Origin of the sequence: Pseudomonas sp. BRM28, assembly GCF_002939405.1 — a bacterium.
Classification (GTDB): Bacteria; Pseudomonadota; Gammaproteobacteria; order Pseudomonadales; family Pseudomonadaceae; genus Aquipseudomonas; species Aquipseudomonas palmensis.
Genome location: NZ_PEFV01000001.1, coordinates 5,665,142 through 5,685,552, shown reverse-complemented (window position 1 = coordinate 5,685,552; position 20,411 = coordinate 5,665,142). Strand labels below are relative to the sequence as shown.

Annotated in this window: 21 protein-coding genes; 14 read left to right on the top strand and 7 right to left on the bottom strand. The window is 65.9% G+C overall.

Going from position 1 to position 20,411, the window contains the following annotated elements; all coding sequences use genetic code 11:
• Nucleotides 1-5 precede the first annotated feature (5 nt).
• The 7 genes from CR917_RS25990 to CR917_RS25960 all read left to right on the top strand — a co-directional run bounded on the left by CR917_RS25990 (nucleotide 6) and on the right by CR917_RS25960 (nucleotide 7,717).
• Nucleotides 6-1,010, top strand: coding sequence for a CDP-6-deoxy-delta-3,4-glucoseen reductase (locus CR917_RS25990; RefSeq protein ID WP_043859794.1), 1,005 nt, complete (start codon nucleotides 6-8; stop codon nucleotides 1,008-1,010).
• 319 nt (nucleotides 1,011-1,329) lie between these two features.
• Nucleotides 1,330-1,776, top strand: a complete 447-nt coding sequence (locus CR917_RS25985; protein WP_043859795.1) for an HIT family protein — start codon at nucleotides 1,330-1,332, stop codon at nucleotides 1,774-1,776.
• Between the two features lie 335 nt (nucleotides 1,777-2,111).
• Entirely contained in the window at nucleotides 2,112-2,741 is a 630-nt protein-coding gene (locus CR917_RS25980; protein ID WP_229589306.1) for a hypothetical protein, read from the top strand.
• Between the two features lie 38 nt (nucleotides 2,742-2,779).
• Nucleotides 2,780-3,178, top strand: a complete 399-nt coding sequence (locus CR917_RS25975) for an ester cyclase (RefSeq protein ID WP_043859797.1) — start codon at nucleotides 2,780-2,782, stop codon at nucleotides 3,176-3,178.
• Nucleotides 3,179-3,247: 69 nt separating this feature from the next.
• Nucleotides 3,248-3,910 carry an iron-containing redox enzyme family protein gene (locus CR917_RS25970; RefSeq protein WP_043859798.1) on the top strand — a complete coding sequence of 221 codons (663 nt, stop codon included), beginning with the start codon at nucleotides 3,248-3,250 and terminating at the stop codon, nucleotides 3,908-3,910.
• Nucleotides 3,911-4,049: 139 nt separating this feature from the next.
• The gene (locus CR917_RS25965) at nucleotides 4,050-5,882 is read left to right on the top strand and encodes a long-chain-acyl-CoA synthetase (RefSeq protein ID WP_043859799.1); all 1,833 of its coding nucleotides are present in this window, start codon (nucleotides 4,050-4,052) and stop codon (nucleotides 5,880-5,882) included.
• A gap of 257 nt (nucleotides 5,883-6,139) precedes the next feature.
• On the top strand, nucleotides 6,140-7,717 hold the full coding sequence (locus CR917_RS25960) for a diguanylate cyclase (RefSeq protein WP_104573213.1): 1,578 nt from the start codon (nucleotides 6,140-6,142) through the stop codon (nucleotides 7,715-7,717).
• 63 nt (nucleotides 7,718-7,780) lie between these two features.
• Here the strand turns inward: CR917_RS25960 and mobA are convergent, their stop codons facing one another.
• Genes mobA through CR917_RS25945 form a run of 3 tightly spaced genes read right to left on the bottom strand, consistent with a single transcriptional unit; the run spans nucleotide 7,781 to nucleotide 12,738 of the window.
• On the bottom strand, nucleotides 7,781-8,359 hold the full coding sequence (gene mobA, locus CR917_RS25955) for a molybdenum cofactor guanylyltransferase MobA (protein ID WP_043859686.1): 579 nt from the start codon (nucleotides 8,357-8,359) through the stop codon (nucleotides 7,781-7,783).
• 60 nt (nucleotides 8,360-8,419) lie between these two features.
• Nucleotides 8,420-11,548, bottom strand: coding sequence for an efflux RND transporter permease subunit (locus tag CR917_RS25950; RefSeq protein ID WP_043859687.1), 3,129 nt, complete (start codon nucleotides 11,546-11,548; stop codon nucleotides 8,420-8,422).
• A gap of 11 nt (nucleotides 11,549-11,559) precedes the next feature.
• Entirely contained in the window at nucleotides 11,560-12,738 is a 1,179-nt protein-coding gene (locus CR917_RS25945; RefSeq protein WP_043859688.1) for an efflux RND transporter periplasmic adaptor subunit, read from the bottom strand.
• A 155-nt stretch (nucleotides 12,739-12,893) separates the two neighbouring features.
• Between CR917_RS25945 and CR917_RS25940 the strand changes: the two genes are divergently transcribed.
• Nucleotides 12,894-13,595 (top strand): response regulator transcription factor, encoded by a 702-nt coding sequence (locus CR917_RS25940; RefSeq protein ID WP_043859689.1) that lies wholly within the window; start codon nucleotides 12,894-12,896, stop codon nucleotides 13,593-13,595.
• Between the two features lie 15 nt (nucleotides 13,596-13,610).
• On the top strand, nucleotides 13,611-14,909 hold the full coding sequence (locus CR917_RS25935) for an ATP-binding protein (RefSeq protein ID WP_054916096.1): 1,299 nt from the start codon (nucleotides 13,611-13,613) through the stop codon (nucleotides 14,907-14,909).
• A gap of 359 nt (nucleotides 14,910-15,268) precedes the next feature.
• Here the strand turns inward: CR917_RS25935 and CR917_RS25930 are convergent, their stop codons facing one another.
• Complete coding sequence (locus tag CR917_RS25930) at nucleotides 15,269-15,589, bottom strand: hypothetical protein (protein WP_054916095.1); 321 nt, start codon at nucleotides 15,587-15,589, stop codon at nucleotides 15,269-15,271.
• A 138-nt stretch (nucleotides 15,590-15,727) separates the two neighbouring features.
• On the opposite strand from CR917_RS25930, the gene CR917_RS25925 reads away from it, so the two are divergent.
• From CR917_RS25925 to CR917_RS25915, 3 genes are read left to right on the top strand one after another with little or no spacing between them, the layout of a single operon-like run.
• On the top strand, nucleotides 15,728-16,357 hold the full coding sequence (locus CR917_RS25925; RefSeq protein WP_229589303.1) for an STN domain-containing protein: 630 nt from the start codon (nucleotides 15,728-15,730) through the stop codon (nucleotides 16,355-16,357).
• Nucleotides 16,358-16,377: 20 nt separating this feature from the next.
• Nucleotides 16,378-16,908 carry a sigma-70 family RNA polymerase sigma factor gene (locus CR917_RS25920; RefSeq protein WP_043860351.1) on the top strand — a complete coding sequence of 177 codons (531 nt, stop codon included), beginning with the start codon at nucleotides 16,378-16,380 and terminating at the stop codon, nucleotides 16,906-16,908.
• A 39-nt stretch (nucleotides 16,909-16,947) separates the two neighbouring features.
• Complete coding sequence (locus CR917_RS25915; RefSeq protein ID WP_196932333.1) at nucleotides 16,948-17,859, top strand: DUF4880 domain-containing protein; 912 nt, start codon at nucleotides 16,948-16,950, stop codon at nucleotides 17,857-17,859.
• Here CR917_RS25915 and CR917_RS25910 read toward each other — a convergent pair.
• Together CR917_RS25910 and CR917_RS25905 are read right to left on the bottom strand one after the other, a co-directional pair.
• Nucleotides 17,852-18,463, bottom strand: coding sequence for a type II secretion system protein J (locus tag CR917_RS25910; protein ID WP_043860349.1), 612 nt, complete (start codon nucleotides 18,461-18,463; stop codon nucleotides 17,852-17,854). The two genes, CR917_RS25915 and CR917_RS25910, sit on opposite strands and share 8 nt — an antisense overlap.
• Nucleotides 18,460-18,903, bottom strand: a complete 444-nt coding sequence (locus tag CR917_RS25905) for a GspH/FimT family pseudopilin (RefSeq protein WP_104573029.1) — start codon at nucleotides 18,901-18,903, stop codon at nucleotides 18,460-18,462. Before CR917_RS25905 ends, CR917_RS25910 begins: the two co-directional genes overlap by 4 nt.
• Before the next feature lie 118 nt (nucleotides 18,904-19,021).
• Here CR917_RS25905 and CR917_RS25900 point away from each other — a divergent pair, with 118 nt between their 5' ends.
• A complete protein-coding gene (locus tag CR917_RS25900; protein WP_104573030.1) occupies nucleotides 19,022-19,453 on the top strand; it encodes a type II secretion system protein N in 432 nt (143 codons plus the stop codon).
• On the opposite strand, the gene gspI is transcribed toward CR917_RS25900, so the two are convergent.
• Complete coding sequence (gene gspI, locus CR917_RS25895; protein ID WP_058541165.1) at nucleotides 19,440-19,823, bottom strand: type II secretion system minor pseudopilin GspI; 384 nt, start codon at nucleotides 19,821-19,823, stop codon at nucleotides 19,440-19,442. The two genes, CR917_RS25900 and gspI, sit on opposite strands and share 14 nt — an antisense overlap.
• A 139-nt stretch (nucleotides 19,824-19,962) precedes the next feature.
• On the opposite strand from gspI, the gene gspG reads away from it, so the two are divergent.
• Entirely contained in the window at nucleotides 19,963-20,406 is a 444-nt protein-coding gene (gspG, locus tag CR917_RS25890) for a type II secretion system major pseudopilin GspG (RefSeq protein WP_054916090.1), read from the top strand.
• Nucleotides 20,407-20,411 lie beyond the last annotated feature (5 nt).

Genomic DNA, 20,411 nt, shown 5'->3' with positions numbered 1-20,411 from the left:
CGCACATGAGCTTCACCCTGCAGATCCAGCCGGTCGGCCTGAGCTGCCCGGTCAACGCCGGGCAGAGCGTGCTCGACGCTGCCCTGGCCGATGGCCTGATGCTCAAGCACAGCTGCCGCACCGGCACCTGTGGCAGTTGCAAGGGCCAGGTGCTCAGCGGCGAGGTGGACCACGCCGACAGCCCGCTGGCAGTGCTCAGCGAAGCCGAGCGGGCCCAGGGCCTGGCGCTGTTCTGCTGCGCCAGGGCACGTTCCGACCTGGTCATCGACGCGCCGGAAGTCACCGAGCTGCGCGGCATCGGCATCCAGCAGATGGGCGTGCGCGTGGCCAGCCTCGACAAGGTCAGCCACGACGTGGCGGTGCTGCGCCTGATGCTCGCGCCGGGCGCCGCATTCGCCTACCTGCCGGGGCAGTACGTGCAGGTGCTGCTCAAGGACGGCAGCCGGCGCAGCTACTCGATGGCCACCGCAGCGGCGCGCGACAACCAGCTTGAGCTGCACATCCGGCACATGCCGGGCGGGGTGTTCAGCGGGCATGTGTTCAATGCGTTGCAGCCCAGGGCGATCCTGCGCATGGAGGGGCCGTTCGGTTCGTTCTACCTGCGCGACAGCCAACGGCCGATAGTATTGCTGGCCAGCGGCACCGGCTTTGCCCCGGTGCAGGCGCTGCTCGAGCAACTGCGCGAGCGCGGCGACAACCGCCGCCCGGTGTACCTGTACTGGGGCGGGCGGCGCCGTGAGGACCTCTACCGGCATGAACAGCTGCTGGCCTGGGAGGCGCAGTTGCCGTGGCTGCGCTACACCCCGGTGCTGTCCGAGCCGGGCCCGGCCTGCGACTGGCAGGGTGCCACCGGCTTCGTGCACCGCCAGGTGCTGCAGGACTTCCATAGCCTCAAGGACTTCGAGGTCTATGCCTGCGGTGCGCCGATCGTGGTCGACTCGGCGCGACGCGATTTCGTCGAGCAGCGGGGGCTGGAGCCCGCACATTTTCATGCCGATGCGTTCGTGTAGCTCAGGCCGGGCGAGCCCACGCACAGCGGGTGGGTGATGGCGTCACCGTCCTCGGCCCTCATGGCCCTGGCCGGTGACGCACCCATGCAGCCCGGATACAAAAAGTTACCTTGGGAAAACCCATTCAAATCAAACCATTAGGAAATTTACGGGATTCAGATACAAAAAATTTCAAAACTCCCGTGTACAGCTGAGGAAGGCCAGGGGTAATTTCTCCTACAAGCTGCGCGGTCAACTCTGCAATGGAATGCAGCCTGTAGCATCCCGGATCTTCATGCCTCCACCGGGGTTGCACCTACAACAATAGAGGGAGCTATCCGTGAACTGCATTTTCTGTGCAATCGCCAAGAAAGAAGCACCGGCTGCCGTTGTCTACGAAGACGAGCAGTGCCTGGCCTTTCTCTCGATTCAGCCGATCACTCCTGGCCATGTCCTGGTCATTCCCAAGGCCCACGCAAGCGGCCTGGGTGATATCCCTCCTCAAACCTGTGGCCACATGATGCGTGTGGGTCAACGGATGGCGGCCGCCCTGCGTGAAAGCGGCCTGAGCCTCGAAGAACAGCCCTGTGAAGGTATCAACCTGCTGCTGTGCGATGGCGCAGTGGCCGGGCAGACCGTAGGTCACGCGCACCTGCATGTGCTGGCCCGCTTTGTCGGTGACGGTTTCAACCTGGGTCATGCGGACCTCCCGATCGCCACGCCACAGGTGCTGGGCGAGCGCGCCGAGCAGATCCGCCGAGCCTTGGCCTCGCTACCACCGAACTGACTGTACCTCGCTCTGGTTCAACGGCACGCCCGCCACTAGCGGGTGAGTGTCTGGCTGTGCGCAGCCCGTAAATCAACAACCTATGGCTATCTACGCAAGGAGGCGAAGCTATGTATTGTCCTGTGGAAACTTAAGTCGTGCGCTGGGCTGAGTTGAATACTACAGATCACAATAAGAAGGGATTTCTCATGCCGTCACTCGCCAGTAACAAGGCTGACTTGCCTTCGGCAAGTATGCAGTTGGTCAAGGATGATTCCGCCGGTTCGGCCATCTACAGTTTCTATGATTCAGTCCTCCAGGAGTTGTGCCAGTCTGACAAGGTAAAGGTCAGGCAGGTGGTAACGCCTGCGCAATTCATCGAACTTTCTCGTGCCCGTAGCCGGTTGTATGGGCAGCGCAAGATCTATTACAAGACGCTGTTTGGTAACTCGGTCGACAATACCGTGTGCCTGGATGAATACGACCCGCGTTCCTATGTGTTTGCCTTTTATCATGATGGTGAAATCATCGGCACTCAGCGTATTACGCCGTTCCCTCACGAGTCGGGTGAGTTCATCAGCCATGAACAACTGGTGCAGTTCTCCGGGCCCAACTACGAGCACGAGTGCGTCGAACTTTCACGCCTGATCGTCGACAAGCATGCCCCGGTCAAGAACGTGGTCAACGGGCTGGCCATGACCGGTGCCTCGCTGGTGGCCCTGCAAGGCGGCTACAAGACGTTCATCACCTATGTGAAGCCACGGCTGGCGCCGAAGTTCGACAGCTTCGTGTTCGATCAGGACGGCATCTTCTTCCAGATCAAGGCCCGTGGCGATCATTACTACGCCCTGTACAAAGGCGATCTGATGCCCTCGGTGACGCCCTTCTTCGGCCTGCCCAGCTGCCCGGCAGACCTGAAGGACGTCGATGACCTGATTCGCCATACCTTGGCCGCCCGTCACGCGAGGCAGTCACTGGCGGGATAAGCATCACACAATAACGACAACATTGAGGTTGATCCAAGATGGAAGCCAGGAACAAAGAAGTGGTCATCGAGTTTTACGAGCGCATGTTTGGTCAGCGTGAACTGGCGGTTGCCGATACCTTGATTGCCGAGGACTACGTGCAGCACAACAACGTGTTCATTCCCCCGCGCCGCGAAGGCTTCAAGACCTACTTCACGCAGTTCTTCAAAACGTTCCCCGAGTCGGGTACCAGTATCGAGCGGGTCTGCGCCGAAGGCGATTATGTCTTCCTGTATGCCAAGCACTGGGCCAAGCACAGGTTCTTCACGGTGAACTACAAGGTGATCGATATCTACCGTGTTGAAAATGGTGTGCTGATGGAACACTGGGACACTATCGAAGGCCTGGGCTTCTTTTCCAAGTTCATCTACATCATCAAGTCCGTGCTGCGCCTGTAACGCCGTATTCGCCTGACCGTATAACACGTGTCATGAACGATTTATCAACACGCCAAGGAAGAGAGTGAAATGACTGAAGTGACCGCGTTTCGCAAAGAGCTCAAAGCCATCTGTGACGCCGAATGGGAAAAGATCAAGGCCGGCCGTTTCTTCCAGATGATGAAGCGTCCCGAACTGCAGCGTGAGCTGTACATCAAGTCGATTGTCCAGGTGTACCACTACACCAAGAACAACGCGATCAACCAGGCGGTGGCGTGCTGGAACCAGGACCACAAGAAGGTCGGCCTGCTGCGTTTCGCGATGAAGCATGCGCTGGAAGAGCTGGGCCACGAAAACATGGCGTACAACGACCTGATCGCCATTGGCGTGGACCCGTCGGAGTTCGAGAAACCGATGCTGCCGGCCACCGAGGCGTTCTACGGCTACCTGGACTTCGTTTCCGTATGCCGCGGCATCATTCCGCGCCTGGGCTACAGCTTCTGGGCCGAGGACTGCTATGAGCACCTCGAACCCCTGATGGACGTGTGCAAGAACCATCTCAAGCTGACCGATCAGCAACTGACCTTCTTCGTCGCCCACGCGATCATCGACGAGAAGCACTCCGAGCAGGTCAACGCCGCCATCGACCGCTGGGTCGTGACCGATGAAGAAAAAGAGGCGGTCAAGCAAGTGGCCCGCACCACGGTCTACCTGATGGGCAAGATCCTCGAGTCGGTCGCCGACGAGTTCTGATTGTTCGGCACCAGGCGTCCTCGCGCACCCCGCTGCGCGAGGACTTTTTCACATGGCGTGCACAACAATAAAAACGATTGGCTGGTCATGGCGTTTGTCGAACCGCCTGGCGGCCACGGTCAATCCACCAGGAGGTGCCATGAGTAGTAATAGCGACATGATTACCTGGGGCATGATGCTGCGCAAAATTCCCTCGATCACTCGGGCCATTCCTCGGCTCGTCAGGGGCCTCAAGGTTTCCAAACTCAAGGCCGATCAGCCCTGTGGCCTGGGTTGGGCCTTCGAACAGGCGGTTGCGCGCAACCCTCAAGGGCCGGCGCTGCTCTACAAGGACACGCGCTTCAGTTACGAACAGGTCAACCAGTGGGCCAACCGTTTCGCCCACTACCTGCTGGCCCGTGGCCTGAAAAAAGGCGATGTGGTAGGCATCTTCATCGAGAACCGCCCCGAATTGCTGGTCAGCGTACTGGCCGTGAGCAAGATCGGCGGCATCTGCGCCATGCTCAACACCTCGCAGACCAACAACGTGCTGATCCACAGCCTGGGCCTGGTCAACCCGTCGGCGATCATCGTCGGCCAGGAGCTGGTGCCATCGTTCGAGGCGGTGCGCGACGAGGTGGCCATCGACAGGCAGCGCACCTTTTTCCTGGCCGACACCGACACCACGCGCGATGCCGGCACCGCCCCCGAGGGCTACGTCAACCTGACCCTTGCCAGTCAGGGGCACGCTACGGCCAATCCGGCGACTACCCAGCAGGTCTACCTCGACGACGCCTGCTTCTACATCTACACCTCCGGTACCACCGGCCTGCCCAAGGCCGGGGTGTTCAAGCATGGGCGCTGGATGAAGGTCTACGGCAGCTTCGGCATGATCGCCCTGGACATGCGCCCCGATGACATCGTCTATTGCACCTTGCCGCTGTATCACGGCACCGGCCTGTGCGTGAGCTGGGGTTCGGCATTGGCCGGTGCCTCGGGCTTCGCCATCCGCCGCAAGTTCAGCGCCAGCCAGTTCTGGGAAGACACGCGAAAATTCAAGGCCACCACCATCTGCTACGTCGGTGAACTGTGCCGCTACCTGATCGATCAGCCTGCGGCCGGCAACGATGGCGACAACCCGGTGGTGAAGATGATCGGCAACGGCCTGCGTCCGGGCGTGTGGCTCGACTTCAAGAAACGCTTCAACATCGAGCGGGTCTGCGAGTTCTACGCCGCCAGTGACGGCAACATCGGCTTTACCAACATCCTCAATTTCGAGAACACCATCGGCTTTGCCATCAACGCCTGGTCGCTGGTGGAGTACGAACACGACACCGGCGAACCACGGCGCAACGCCGACGGATTCATGCAGAAGGTCGGCAAGGGCGGTCAGGGCCTGTTGCTGGCCAAGATCGACGACGACGCCCCGTTCGATGGCTACACCGACCCGGAGAAGAGCAAGAAGGTGGTGCTCTACGACGTGTTCGAAAAGGGCGACCGCTACTTCAACAGCGGCGACCTGATTCGCGATATCGGCTTTGGCCATGCCCAGTTCGTCGACCGCCTGGGGGACACCTTCCGCTGGAAGGGCGAGAACGTCTCCACCACCGAAGTCGAGAACATCATGGTGCAGCACCCCCACATTGCCGAAGCCGTGGCCTACGGGGTGGAAATCAAGAACACCAACGGTCGCGCCGGGATGGCCGCCATCACCCCGTCGGCGCCGCTGGAGCAGCTGGATTTCTGCGACCTGCTGCGCTTCGTCAAGAGCCAGATGCCTCACTACGCGGTGCCGATGTTCCTGCGCGTCAAGACCTGCATGGAAACCACCGGCACCTTCAAGTACCAGAAGACCAAGCTCAGAAGCGAAGCCTTCGACCCCAGCCAGACCGGCGAAGACCCGGTGTATGCCTGGCTGCCGGGCACCGAAACCTACGTGCGGGTGACCGATCAGGTGCTGCAGGACATTCATGGCGGCAAGTTCCGCTACTGAAGGGCAACCGCGCCAGCGGCGCACCGCAAGGCCTGCCTGCATGCATGCGCAAGGCTGCTCACTGGAGCGGGCGGCCTTGCGTCCCACTTTCAGCTTCACTGCCCTGCAACTTCTGCCTGCCGGATTCTGCAGCAGCCCGTCGTGACCCCCACCGCTTGATTGCGCGCCTGATGCTCTGCCCCTTGCGGTACAGGGCATTCCGGAGTACAGCTGATGGCAGGATGCCTTCAGTTGTGGCATCGCAGGAGCGTTTCATGATGTCGACCCCCTTACTGCCGGTGCCGCTGCCGCACAAGCGTGACGTGCGCCTGGCCGTGCTGCTGTTGCTGGTGATCTGCGTATCGCTGGCATCGCTGACGGCCTGGAAGATATGGGCTGCACGTCAGCGCGCGCTGAACGAGGTTCAGGTACACAGCCTCAACCTGACCCAGGCACTGGACACCTATGCTGAGGGCATCATCCGCCAGAGTTCGATGATGCTGCTGGGCCTGAGCGAGCGGCTCGAAGTCGATGGCGGCGGGCCGCAGCAACTGGCGCGCCTGGCCGGGCTGGTGGAGGAGCAGAACGAACTGCTGACGCAACTGCATGGGCTGACCATCTATGGCCCGACGGGCGAATGGCTGATGTCGACCAACGGCCCGATTCCGGACGGTGCGAACAGCGCCGACCGCGAGTTCTTCATCCACCATCGCGACAACCCGTCCCGCGAGGTGTTCATCGGCCCGCCGATCCGCAGCCGCTCCACCCAGGACTGGGTGATCACCGTCAGCCGGCGTTTCGAGCAGCCCGGGGGGCAGTTCGCCGGGGTGATCGCGGTGACCCTGGGGGTGGAGAACTTTCTGCGCCTGTTCGGCAAGATCGACGTGGGCAAGGACGGTGCGATCGCGCTCACCTACACCAGTGGGCGCATCCTGGTGCGCTACCCGTTTCGCGAGCAGGACATGGGCCGCGACTTTTCCCGGTCGCCGATCTACACCCGTTACCTGGTGGAAAACTCGGTGGGCACGGCTTCGTTTGCCTCGAGCCTGGATGGGGTGGAGCGCCTGTATGCGTTTCGCAAGAACGAGCACCTGCCACTGGTGACCACCGTGGCCATCGGCAAGCGCGAGGCCCTGGACGCCTGGCGCATGGAAGCGTGGCTGACGGTGGGGCTGGTGCTGGCGTTGCAGGGGGTGATCGCGGTGATTGGCCGGCTGCTGATCCGTGACATGCGCCATCGTGCCGAGATGGATGCGCAGCTGCTGGTGGCGCGCGAAGAACTGCTGGCCACCAACCGGCAGCTGGCGGTGCTGGCCACCCACGACACGCTCACCGGGCTGGCCAACCGCCGGCGTTTCGACGAGGTGCTGGCCAGCGAAGTTCGGCGTGCCCAGCGCGAGGCCCAGCCGCTGGCGTTGCTGCTGATCGATATCGATCATTTCAAACGCTTCAATGACGCCTACGGGCACATTGGCGGTGATGAATGCCTCAAGGCGGTGAGCGCCTTGCTGCGCGAGTGCGTGCGCCGCCCGACGGATGTGGTGGCGCGTTATGGCGGGGAAGAGCTGGCGATGGTGCTGCCCAATACCGAGGTGGCGGGCGCGGTAGTGGTGGCCGAGACGGTGCTGGCGCGGTTGGCCGAGCTGAACATCGTGCATGCTGGCAGCCCGTTCGGGCGGGTGTCGGTGAGTATCGGCGTGGCAGGCATGGCGGGGCAGGGCGAAACGCCCCTGACGCTGGTGGCGGCGGCCGATCAGGCGCTGTATGCGGCCAAGGCGGCGGGGCGTAATCGGTGTGTGGTGTTCGAGGGGGGCGGTGCCGCCCATCGCGGGTCAAGCCCGCTCCCACAGGGGTAGAGCAAGCCTCTGTAGGAGCGGGCTTGGCCCGCGAAGAGGCCCTCACAGACGACACAAAAAGCCTTATTGCCCCAACCACTGCGGCGTATTGAAGTTGCTCAGGCGCCGGTCCTCCTCTGCACACTCCACTGCCTGCAACGGATGCTCCAGCAACGCCCGCAGCAGGCTGCGCTCACCGGCCTGCCATGCCGCCTGCAAGCTCGCCTGCTGGCGCACCGGGATCACGCAGAACATCGGCTGCCACTGCTGGCCCTGGCGCACCATCGCCGCGCAGTCCCCGGTCACCGCCACGCTCAGCAGCTGCTCGAGCAACCCGCGCTCGATCAGCGGTGCATCACACGCCAGCACCACCAGCCAGGCATGCCGCGCCACCGCGAGCCCGGCCAGCACCCCGGCCAGCGGCCCGGGAAACCCAGGCTCGGCATCGCCCACCAACTGGTCGGCAAACGCCCGATAGGCGTGCTGGTTGCGATTGCAGGAAAGGATCAGGTCATCGCTCAGGTCACGTACAACGGCGTGCACGTGCGCGATCAGCGGGCGGCCCTGCCAGGACAGCAGGCCCTTGTCCTGCCCGCCCATGCGCTGGCCACGGCCGCCGGCCAGCAAAAGAATGGAGCAGGGGGGAAGTACGGCGGCGGTCATTGCAGGGTTCCAGTCCATAAGCGGGCTAGCACCATCCCATGACCGCCGCGCGGCTGTCCATCAGCTTTGTTCGACCACCGCAGTGTCGGCCTGGGCGTCACGCCGGCGCCAGCCGGTCACGCGCATCACCACCACGAAGAACACCGGCACGAACACGATCGCCAGCGTGGCGCTGAGCATGCCGCCGATCACCCCGGTGCCGATGGCCTGCTGACTCGCCGAGCTGGCGCCGGTGGCAATCGCCAGCGGCACCACGCCCAGGATGAACGCCAGCGAGGTCATCACGATGGGCCGCAGGCGCAGGCGCGCGGCCTGTACGGTGGCCTCGACCAGGTCATGCCCTTCGTCCACCAGGCTCTTGGCGAACTCGATGATCAGGATCGCGTTCTTCGCCGACAGGCCGATCAGGGTGATCAGGCCGACCTTGAAGAACACATCGTTGGGCATGTCGCGCAGGGTCACCGCCAGCACCGCACCGAGCACGCCCAGCGGCACCACCAGCAGCACCGAGGTAGGGATCGACCAGCTTTCGTACAGCGCCGCCAGGCACAGGAACACCACCAGCAGCGACAGCGCCATCAGCATCGGTGCCTGCGCCCCGGACAACTGCTCCTGCAGCGACAGCCCGGTCCATTCCAGGCCAAAGCCCAGCGGCAGGGCATCGACCAGGCGCTGCACCTCGGCCATCGCCGCGCCCGAGCTGTAGCCCGGTGCCGGCTCGCCCGACACGGCAATGGCCGGGTAGCCGTTGTAGCGGGTCAGTTGCACCGGCCCCGATACCCACTGCGCCTGGGCGAAGGCCGACAACGGCACCATCTTGCCGCTGGTGTTGCGCACGTGGATCTTGAGCAGGTCCTCGACCTGGCTGCGCTGGTCGCCCTCGGCCTGCACCACCACCCGCTGCATGCGGCCCTGGTTGGGGAAGTCGTTGACGTAGGTCGAGCCGATGGCCGTGTTGAGCACCGTGCCGATGTCGTCGAACGACACGCCCAGCGCGTTGGCCTGCTTGCGGTCGATCAGCAACTGCACCTGCGGGCTTTCGGCCAGGGCGCTCTCGCGCACGTTGGCCAGCACCGGGCTTTTCGCGGCCTCGGCCAGCAACTGGTCACGCGCCGCCATCAGCCCGGCATGGCCCACGCCGGCACGGTCCTGCAGGCGGAACTCGAAACCGGTCGAGGTGCCCAGGCCATCCACCGAGGGCGGCAGCACCGCATAGGCCACCGCGTTCTTGAACTGGCTGAAGGCGATGTTGGCGCGCTCGGCGATGGCCTCGGCGCTGTCCTTGGCGGTGCGCTCGGACCAGTCCTTGAGCGTGGTGAACACCAGCGCCGCGTTCTGCCCGCTGCCCGAGAAACTGAAGCCCAGGATCACCGTGGTGTTGCCCACGCCAGGTTCGCCTGCGCTGTGCGCCTCGATCTGCTCGGCCACCTGCACGGTACGGTTGCGGCTGGCGCCGGGCGGCAGCTGCACGTCGGTGATGGTGTAGCCTTGGTCTTCGGTAGGCAGGAACGAGGAGGGCAGCTGGCTGAAGGTCCAGCCCAGCGCCACCAGCAGCAGGCCATACACCACCAGGTAGCGGCCGCTGCGCTGGATCGCGTGCATCACCCAGCGCTGGTAGCCGTTGCTCATGCCTTCGAACTTGCGGTTGAACCAGCCGAAGAAACCGCGCTTGACGTGGTGTTCGCCCTTGGCGATCGGCTTGAGCAGGGTGGCGCACAACGCCGGGGTCAGGCTCAGGGCAAGGAACGCCGAGAACAGGATCGATACCGCCATCGACGCCGAGAACTGCTGGTAGATCACCCCCACCGAGCCCTGCATGAACGCCATCGGCACGAACACCGCCACCAGCACCACGGTGATGCCGACGATGGCGCCGCTGATCTGCTGCATGGCCTTGCGCGTGGCTTGCTTGGGCGGCAGGCCTTCCTCGGCCATGATCCGCTCGACGTTCTCCACCACCACGATGGCGTCGTCCACCAGGATGCCGATGGCCAGCACCATGCCGAACAGGGTCAGCACGTTGATCGAGAAGCCCAGCGTCAGCATCACCGCGAAGGTGCCCATCAGCGCCACCGGCACCACGAGGGTCGGGATCAGCGTGTAGCGGATGTTCTGCAGGAACAGGAACATCACCAGGAACACCAGCACCATGGCCTCGATCAGGGTGTTGATCACCTGTTCGATCGACACCTTGACGAACGGCGAGGTGTCATACGGGATGTCGTACACCGCCCCGGGCGGGAAGTAGCGCGACAGCTCGTCCATCTTGGCCTTGACCAGGGTCGCGGTCTGCATGGCGTTGGCACCGGGCGCCAGCTGCACGCTGAAGGCGGTGGACGGCTTGCCGTTCAGGCGCGTGCCGTACTGGTACTCCTGGGCGCCGATCTCGACCCGCGCCACATCACCCACGGTGACCCGCGAGCCATCCGGGTTGGCACGCAGCACGATGTCGGCGAACTCCTGGGGCGTCGACAGCTGGCCCTTGATCAGCACGTTGGCAGTGATTTCCTGGGTCGGGCTGCCGGGCAGGTCGCCGATGCTGCCAGGGGCCACCTGGGCGTTCTGCGCGGCAATCGCAAGGTTCACATCCTCGGGGGTGAGGTTGAAGCCGATCAGCTTCTGCGGGTCGAGCCAGATACGCATGGCGCGTTCCGAGCCATAGAGCTGCGCCTTGCCCACACCCGGTACGCGGCGCACCTCGTTCATCACGTTGCGCGCCAGAAAGTCGCTCAGCGCGGTTTCGTCTAGGCGGTCATCGTCGGCGGTCAGGGTCACCAGCATCAGGAACCCGGTGGAGATCTTCTCCACCTGCAGGCCCTGCTGGGTCACCGCCCGCGGCAGGCGCGACTCGACGATCTTCAGGCGGTTCTGCACATCGACCTGGGCCAGTTCCGGGTTGGTGCCCGGCTGGAAGGTCGCCGTTACCGTGGCGCTGCCCAGGCTGCTGGTGGACTGGAAGTACAGCAGGTGATCGGCGCCGTTGAGCTCCTGCTCGATCAGGCTGACCACGCTCTCGTCCATGGTCTGCGCCGAGGCACCGGGGTATACCGCGTACACCTCGATCTGTGGCGGCGCCACGTTGGGGTACTGGGCCACCGGCAACTGCGGGATGGCCAGCGCACCGCCGAGCAGGATGAACAGCGCGACCACCCAGGCGAACACCGGGCGGTCAATAAAGAACTGCGGCATGGATCAGGGCCTCACTGGGCGGTGGTCTGGGCGATGGGGGCAGCCGTGTCGGTGGCGGGGGTCACGCTCACCTGGTCACCCACCTTCACGTGCTGCAGGCCTTCGGTGACGATGCGATCGCCCGGGGCCAGGCCCTCGGTGACGATCCAGCGGTCCTGCTGCACGCTGCCCAGCACCACGGCGCGCTCGCTCACGCGCTGCTCGGCGTCCACCAGCAGCACCCGCGGCAGGCCCGCGCTGTCACGCAGGATGGCCTGCTGCGGCACGCTGATGCCCTTGGGCTGCACCGCCTGTTCCAGGCGCACGCGGATGAAGCTGCCGGGCAGCAGGTCCAGGTCGGGGTTGGGGAACTCGCTGCGCAGGGTGATCTGGCCGGTGCTCGGGTCCACGCTGATGTCGGAGAACAGCAGCTTGCCCGCCAGCGGGTAAGGGGTGCCGTCATCCTGGATCAGCGTGGCGCGGGCCTGGTCCTGGCCCACCTGCTTGAGCTCGCCGGCACGCAGGGCACGGCGCAGGGCGTTGATCTCGCGGGTCGACTGGGTCAGGTCGGCATGGATCGGGTCGAGCTGCTGAATGATCGCCAGCGGGGTCGATTCGTTCTGCCCCACCAGCGCGCCCTCGGTCACCAGGGCACGGCCCACGCGCCCGGAAATCGGCGCGGTCACGGTGGCATAGCCCAGGTTCAGGCGCGCACGCTCGAGCGCGGCCTTGGCCGCTGCCACTTCGGCGTCGGCCTGCATGGCGGCGGCGCGCGCGTTGTCGTGCTCCTGGCGGCTGATCGCGTCGATCGAAATCAGCTCGGCGTAGCGCTGGTCCTGCAGGCGCGCCTGAAAGCGCGTGGCCTCGGCCTTGGCCAGGTTGGCGCGGGCGCTGTCGTAGTCGGCCTTGAATGGTGCCGGGTCGATGCGAAACAGCACGTCGCCCTGTTTCACGTCGCTGCCCTCACGGTACACCCGCTTGAGCACCACCCCGGCCACCCGCGCGCGCACCTCGGCGATGCGTGGCGCCAGGATGCGCCCCGACAGCTCGGTGCTGATGGCCAGGGGTTGCTCGCGCACGGTTTCGACGCTGACGGCGGGCTTGGGGGCTTGTTCTTCGGCGGGCGGCTTGCTGTCGCAGCCGGCCAGGGCCAGGCTCAGCAGCAACAGGGGCGCCAGGGTACGCAGACGGACGGGGCTTGAACTGGGCATGCGGATCTTCCATAAATGACCCGGCAATGCTAAGGCAGCCGCGCTACAGGCAGTTGTTAAGCTATGTAGGGCGAGTGTGAAAAAGTGTGAAGAATTTCGCGACCTGCGAATAAGCGCTATATCCTGCCTGACTTTCCCGGCCTTTCAAACTACCCATGCCCACTATCCTTCTGGTCGAAGACGACTGCGCCCTGAGCGAACTGATCGCCAGCTACCTGCAACGCAATGGTTTCAGCGTCAGCGTGATTGCGCGGGGGGACCACGTGCTGGAAGAGGCGCGGCGCAGCAAACCCGACCTGGTGATCCTCGACCTGATGCTGCCGGGCCTGGACGGCCTGCAGGTGTGCCGGCAGCTGCGCGCCGAATCGCTGCTGCTGCCGATCCTCATGCTCACCGCCCGCGACGACAGCCACGACCAGGTGCTGGGCCTGGAGATGGGCGCCGACGACTATGTCAGCAAGCCGTGCGAGCCGCGCGTGCTGCTGGCGCGGGTGCGTACCCTGCTGCGGCGCAGCAGCATCAACGAGCCGCATCTCGAGAGCGACCTGATCGTGATCGGCGGGCTGCGCATCGACCTGGCCGAACGCACCGTGCTGTGGCGCGACCAGACGGTGGAGTTGTCCAGCGGCGAGTTCAACCTGCTGGTGGTGCTGGCGCGCAATGCCGGCAGCGTGCTCAGCCGCGACTGCATCCTGCAGCAGTTGCGCGGCATCGAGTTCAACGGCACCGACCGCTCGGTGGACGTGGCCATATCCAAGCTGCGGCGCAAGTTCGACGACAGCGCCGGCGAGGCGCGCAAGATCAAGACGGTGTGGGGCAAGGGCTACCTGTTCAGCCGAGTCGAGTGGGAATTCTGAGGAGCGGCCACGGCCATGCTGAAAATTCTGGTACGCCTGTATCTGGTGACCATCGTCGCGTATGCCGGGTCGATCTTCCTGATCCCCGAACTCATCCTGCATGTGTTCCATGACCGCTACATCGCCTACAACCAGGACCAGGCGCGGGGCGTGCAGCGCCTGATCGTCAACCAGTTCCACCTCAAGCACCGCGACAGCTGGCCCCAGGTGGCCGAGGCGCTGAATACCGATTTCGCCCCCCTCAGCATCGAGCTGCGCCGGCGCGCCGACCTGGACCTGAACGCCGAGGAGCAGGCGCACCTGCAGGCCGGCCAGTACGTGGTGCGCCTGGGGGAGTGGGGCTATTACGAAACCGCCCTGGCGCCGCTGGACAGCGAGTGGATGGTGGTGCTGCGCAACCCGCCGGACCCGGCGGACATCTACCTGCTGTCGTGGGGCATCACCGTGCTGATCGGTGCGGCGCTGCTGGGCTGCCTGCTGTTCTGGGTGCGCCCGCACTGGCGTGACCTGCAGCGGCTCAAGGCCACGGCGCAGCGCCTGGGCGAAGGCAACCTGGCGGAGCGCACGCTGATCTCGCCACGCTCGAACATCGGCGCGTTGGCCAAGGTGTTCGACACCATGGCGGCGGATATCGAATGCCTGCTGACCCAGCAGCGCGAGTTGCTCAATGCGGTGTCGCATGAGCTGCGCACGCCGCTGACCCGCCTGGATTTCGGCCTGGTGCTGCTGTACGACGAAATGCCCCCGGCCAGTCGCAAGCGCCTGCTGGAACTGGTGGGGCACGTGCGCGAGCTGGATGCGCTTGTGCTTGAGCTGCTGTCGTACAACCGCTTGCAGAATGGCCAGGGTGGCGAGCGGGTGGAGGTGGCGCTGCCCGAGTTCGTCGACAGCATCCTGGGCAGCTATGCCGAAGAGCTGGATGGGCGCGGGGTGAGCCTGGAGGTGCGTGCCGAGCCGGATCTGCCGCGCTTTGTGCTGGACCCGCGGTTGACGGCGCGGGCGGTGCAGAACCTGATCCGCAACGCCATGCGTTATTGCGGGCAGCGCATCCTGCTGCGCCTGAGCGTGGATGCCAAGGGCGCGTGCGTGCTGACCGTCGAGGATGACGGCATTGGCATTCCGCAGGAGGAGCGCGAGCGCATCTTCCAGCCGTTCTACCGCCTGGATCGCAGTCGGGACCGTGCCACGGGCGGGTTTGGCCTGGGGTTGGCGATCAGCCGTCGGGTGATCGAGGGGCAGGGTGGCACCCTGACGGTGGGGCAGTCGGCGTTGGGGGGGGCGCAGTTTCGCATCTGCTTGCCGCGGGGGCGGTAGGGGCGACAAGTCTGATGTCAGGTGGATTCACTGCAATCGGGTGTCGAACACACCGAGGCTGGCAATACCGCCCCGTGTAGGAGCCGGCCTTGCCGGCGAAGCGCCGCGCTTGCGGCGCTCGATCCTGAGAGCGCTGCAAGGGCATCGGTTGGCACTAGTCGTCCACCGCCATTGCTGGCTGGTTTTCTCGCTCACCCCTTCAATCATCAGCCTTGAAATTCATTCGGGCTGGAAGGTGCCTGTCTTGAATCCACCGGTGCTCCCAAAACCGAGCGCCGCCCGCGCGGCGCTTCGCCGGCAACGCCGGCTCCTACATTGGTTGCAACGAACCATGGCCTGCAGGAATGCAACTGCGCCGATCACGGCCCCGGCCGCTGCGGCCGCACCGACACCCCGAACGCATTGCCCATGCGCTGCCCCGTGGCCGACTGGTTGAACAACCCCAGCTGGTTCGGCGCGCGCCGGCTCACATCCACCTCCATCGCCTTGCGGTTGGCCTGCGCCGCGCGCTGCCCGTTGCCGTTCTGCAACTGGCGCGTCAGGCAGTCGTACGCCAGCGCCCGCGCCTGGCCCACCTGCACGTCGATGCAACCCTCGTCCTGACCCGCCTGCACCACGCCACTCGACAGGCCACTCAGCAGACCGGCAACCAGCCACAACCCCGCGATTCGACAGCCCATGTCCATGCCCTCCCTGAAGCGGTTTCCCCCAGTCTAGCCCCAGGCGACTTCCCACATCGTTAAGGTTTTTTGCCTACCGCTGTCACATCAGATTCATACACAGGCCCCACGATGGCGACTTTCGGGGGAGACACCGGTTTGCGCCACTGCCTTGCCAGAATCGCCGTGCTGCTGTTGGCCGTGCTGGCGATGCCGGTGCACGGCGCAGGCCCGATCCGTTTCGACATACCGGCCCAGCCACTGGACGAGGCGCTGCACGCCTTCGGCCAGCAGAGCGGCATGGCGGTACTGGTGGACCGGGAGCTGACCGCACGCCAGCGCTCGATGCCGCTGAGCGGCGCGTTCAGCGCCCGCGACGGCCTGCGCAGGCTGCTCGAAGGCACCGGGCTGATGGCCCGCTACAGCGGCGCCGAGGCCTTCACCGTGCAGCGCGTGGCACTGCCGGCAGCCGCGCCTAACCCGCGTGCCACAGGCGGGGCCGGCGCGGCCGGCAATTATGCGCGCACGCTGCAACGCGCCGTGGAACAGGCGCTGTGTGCCAGCGCGCTGGCACGCCCAGGCCATTACCGGGCCGCGGTGCAGGTATGGATCGACGCCCGCGGGGTGCTGGCCCAGAGCCGCCTGCTGGCCTCCACCGGCGATCACCGGCGTGACAGCGCGCTGGTCGAAAGCCTGCGTGCCCTGCGCCTGGAGCGGCCACCGCCCTCGGCGCTGGCGCAACCGGTGACGCTGCTGCTGTTGCCCGATACACGCATGGACTGCCCTTAATCGCATGGAGGCTAGGCAGTATGAATACACCTCTGGTCACGTTGTTCCTGACCTCTTACGACGAGTTCAAGGTGCGCCTCAAACGCCGCCTGGGTTCGGACGACCTGGCCTGCGACGTGCTCCAGGAAACCTACCTGCGGGTCGACCGCATGCAGGCCACCCACGCGCTGCACAAGCCCAACGCCTACCTGTACCGCATGGCCCTGAACATCGCCGCCGACCGGCGCCAGGCCGACGCCCGGCTGCTCACCGGCGCCGAGGTCGAAGACCTGCTGCAGGTGGCCGAAGACCAGGACCCGGCGCGCATCGTCGGCGGCCAGCAGGAAATCCAGTGCCTGCTCGGCGCACTCTACGAACTGCCGGCACGGCGCCGGCGTATCTTCATTGCCGCGCGCCTGGAGGAAGCCTCGCACCTGGAAATCGCCCAGCGCTTCGGCATCTCCACGCGCATGGTCGAGAAGGAGCTCAAGGCCGCACTGGGTTACTGCGCCACGCGGCTGGAAAGAAAAGTGTTCCAGCGGTTCGGTCCCGGTGCGGGAAAACCGTCTTGAACAATACACAGCGCCATTTTGATGCAGGCCCCTCAGACCATGACACCCCAGACTTCGGCTGAACCCAGCCTGCACAGCCAGGCCCAGGACTGGTTGCTGCTGCTTACCTCCGGGCGCGCCACCGTCGCCGACGCACGCGCCCTGCGCCAGTGGTGCGCACAGAGCCCGGCGCACGCCCAGGCCTTCGAGCAGGCCCGCCAGCTGTGGCAGCAGCTGGAGCCGGCGGCGCGCCAGGCCGAGCGCGTGGTGCCCCTGCGTACCCTGGGGCGCCGCGCGTTCCTGGGTGGCGCGCTGGCGGCCTCGGCAGCCTTCGTGCTGCTGCGCAGCAACCTGGTGGACGGGCTCGGCACGCCAGCGGCAGACTTTCACACCGGCGTTGGCGAGCAGCGTCGCATCGACCTGACCCAGGGCATCGCGCTGGAGCTCAACACCCAGACCCGCATCAACCGCAGCGGCGAAGCGATCGCCCTGCTCGAAGGCGAGGTCGAGGTGCTGGCCCAGGCCCCGGTGCAGGTGCAGGCCGGGCAGGCCTGGGTGTCGGCCCAGGCCGGGCGCTTCAATGTGCGCCACACCGATTCGGCCGTGTGCGTCACCTGCCTGCAGGGCCAGGTGCAGATTCTCTGGCAGGGCCGCAGCTTGCCCGTGCCCGCCGGCCAGCAGCTGCGTTACGACGCCCGCAGCGCCGGCAGCGCGCAGCCGTTCGATGCCGAACAGGTAATGGCCTGGCGCGAGCAGCGGCTGGTGTTCCATGACGCGCCGCTGAGCCAGGTGATCGACGAAATCAACCGCTACCGCCCCGGCATGCTGGTGCTGCTCAACCCCAGCCTGGGACGACGCAAGGTGCAGGCGCGCTTCAGCCTGGCGCAACTGCCAGGGGTGGCGCAGCTGATCCGCGACGCCTACGGCGCACGCTGCACCGAACTGCCCGGTGGCGTGGTGCTGCTCAGTTGAGCGGCCCCAGTACCTGGCGGTAACGCTGCGGGCCCTGCGCGCTCTGGCGCAGCAGTTCGATCTCGAGCCCCGGCGGATTGTCCCGGGCCTCGCCGGTCAGGTGCCGCCAGCCCTTGCCCGGCTCCCACACCCGCAGGTTGAATTCAGCCACATCCTCCAGTACCGCCACCCGGCCGGCAGGCGCCGGTAGCGGGAAGCGATCGCGTGCCGGCGCCGCGGCGCGGTACAGCGTGCCACCCTGCAACCACCAGCGCACGCGCATCAGGCCGTCGTCGGCGGCGCTGCTGCGAATCAGCTCCAGGCGCGCCGGGCGCCCGTCGCTGGCCTGCACCCGCACCGCAGGCAGCGGTTTTTCGCTGGGCGGGTCCATGCCCGCCAGCACCGGCTCGACCAGTTCGCTGCTGGCACGCAACGCCAGGTCGCGCTCCAGCTGGTTGAACACCCGCAGCAGGGCGCGGGCCTGTTCGGTGCTGTCCTTGACGTGGCGGTCGGCGCGGCTGACGCTGTCCAGCCCGCGCCAGGCCACCAGGCTGACGATGGCCATCAACAGGATCGCCACCATCACCTCGATCAGGGTGAACCCGCCTTGCGGGTGGCGCCTCATGGCTGGTGCACCTCGACGCGGCCGGCGGCATCGCGGCGCACCTCGATCTGCTGCTGGCCGCTGACCAGGCGCAGGGTCAGCGGCTCGCCGATCCATTCCGGGTCGATGCGCACGGCCCGCTGCGGGGTGCGCTGCACCGTCACCGGCGCGGCCTGCCAGGGGCGCGGGCGCAGCAGCGGGTCGCCGTCCAGCGCCGCGCCGGCCCGCACAAAACGGTAGCCGTCGCGGTCGGCCTGCCAGACCAGGGCGCGGCCATCGGCCTGCACCTCGCTCTGGGCCACCAGCAGCAATTGCGCCAGGCGCTCGGCGTCTTCGCGCAGCGCCCTGGCCGGGTCGGGGCGGATGTTCAGGCTGATGGCGGCGCTGGCGATGCCGACGATCACCAGCACCACCATCAGTTCGATCAGGGTAAAGCCCTGTTGTGGATGGCTGCATTGCATGGGGCGATGCCTCCTTGGCTGGTGACAGCGTGCACGGCGAAGATGATCGTCGTGTGAAACAAAAGCGTGAGAATCGGCGCGTATGCTCGGGCCAGGAACCACACGGAGACCGTTCCCCATGGCACTAGCATTCAAACCCGTGGCTGCCCCGCAACTGGTCCAGGGCGCGGCGCTGCTCGCGGCGCTGGCCGGGCTCGCGACCTGGGCCACGTTGCTCTGGACGCCCACCCCCCAACCGGTGCCGGCTGCCATGGAGCAGACCCTATCGGCACCCCCGGCCGCCGCCGGGCAGTGGTTCGCCAACCTGCCGGCGCAGGTCGACATCAGCCTCAGCGGGCTGCTGGCCGGCAGTGCCGGTGCAGTGGCCATCGTCTCGCTCAACGGCGGCGCGCCACAGGCCGTGCGGGTGGGCGAGCAACTGGCGCAGGGGGGGCAACTGGTGGCCATAGAAGCCGATGCGCTGGTGATCGAACGCGCCGGGGAGCGCAGCCGCATCGGCATCGCCCGACTGCCCGAAGGCCCTGCGCTGCCGCGCCTCATTCGGCCCTAGGCGCCTGGCCCAGCCAGCTCTCCAGGCGCGCCAGCGGCGGGCCTTCACGGTCACGCTCGAACACCTCCAGGCGCACCTGCAGCAGCCCACCGGGGCGGCTGTCGACCTGCTGCTCGCAGCGCAGGCGCAGGCGCCCCTGGTCGCACTCCAAGCGGCGCAGGCCCGGGGTTGCCTGGCCTTCCAGGCGCAGTTCGGCAAGGCGCGCCTGGGCCGAGAGCAGGGCCAGCGACTTGTCGCGCAGCAGGCCATTGCCCTGGGTCATCAGCCCGGCCGCGCGCACTGCAGCGGCCATCGCCACGGCCACGATGGCCAGCGCCACCAGCACTTCGATCAGGGTAAAACCGGCCTGTTGCGGGCGGCGTCTGCGCATGGGCATCTCGGTGTGGGCAAAGCTGCATCCTAGGGGGTCTGTCTGACCGATTGGCGACCGGAACTCCCGAGGATTTTCAATACCACTGACATATGCCCTTGCCACAATCGGCCCCCGAATCCCGCCAAGGAATGCCGAGATGTCGCTTACCTGCCCACGCCGTTCTGCCCCCCGTCGCCAACGCGGTTTCACCCTGATCGAGATCATGGTGGTGGTGGTCATCCTCGGGATCCTGGCAGCGATGGTGGTGCCCAAGGTGCTCGACCGCCCCGACCAGGCGCGTGCCACCGCCGCCCGCCAGGACATCGCCGGGCTGATGCAGGCGCTCAAGCTCTACCGCCTGGACAACGGCAGCTACCCCAGCGCCGCCCAGGGCCTCAAGGTACTGGTGGAAAAACCCGCCTCGGCCAAGCCCGGCACCTGGCGCGCCTACCTGGAGCGCCTGCCCAACGACCCCTGGGGCCGTCCCTACCACTACCTCAACCCCGGTGCCAACGGCGAGATCGACGTGTTCTCGCTGGGCGCCGATGGCGAGCCTGACGGCGACGGCGTGAACGCCGATATCGGCTCCTGGCAGCTGTAGGCGCC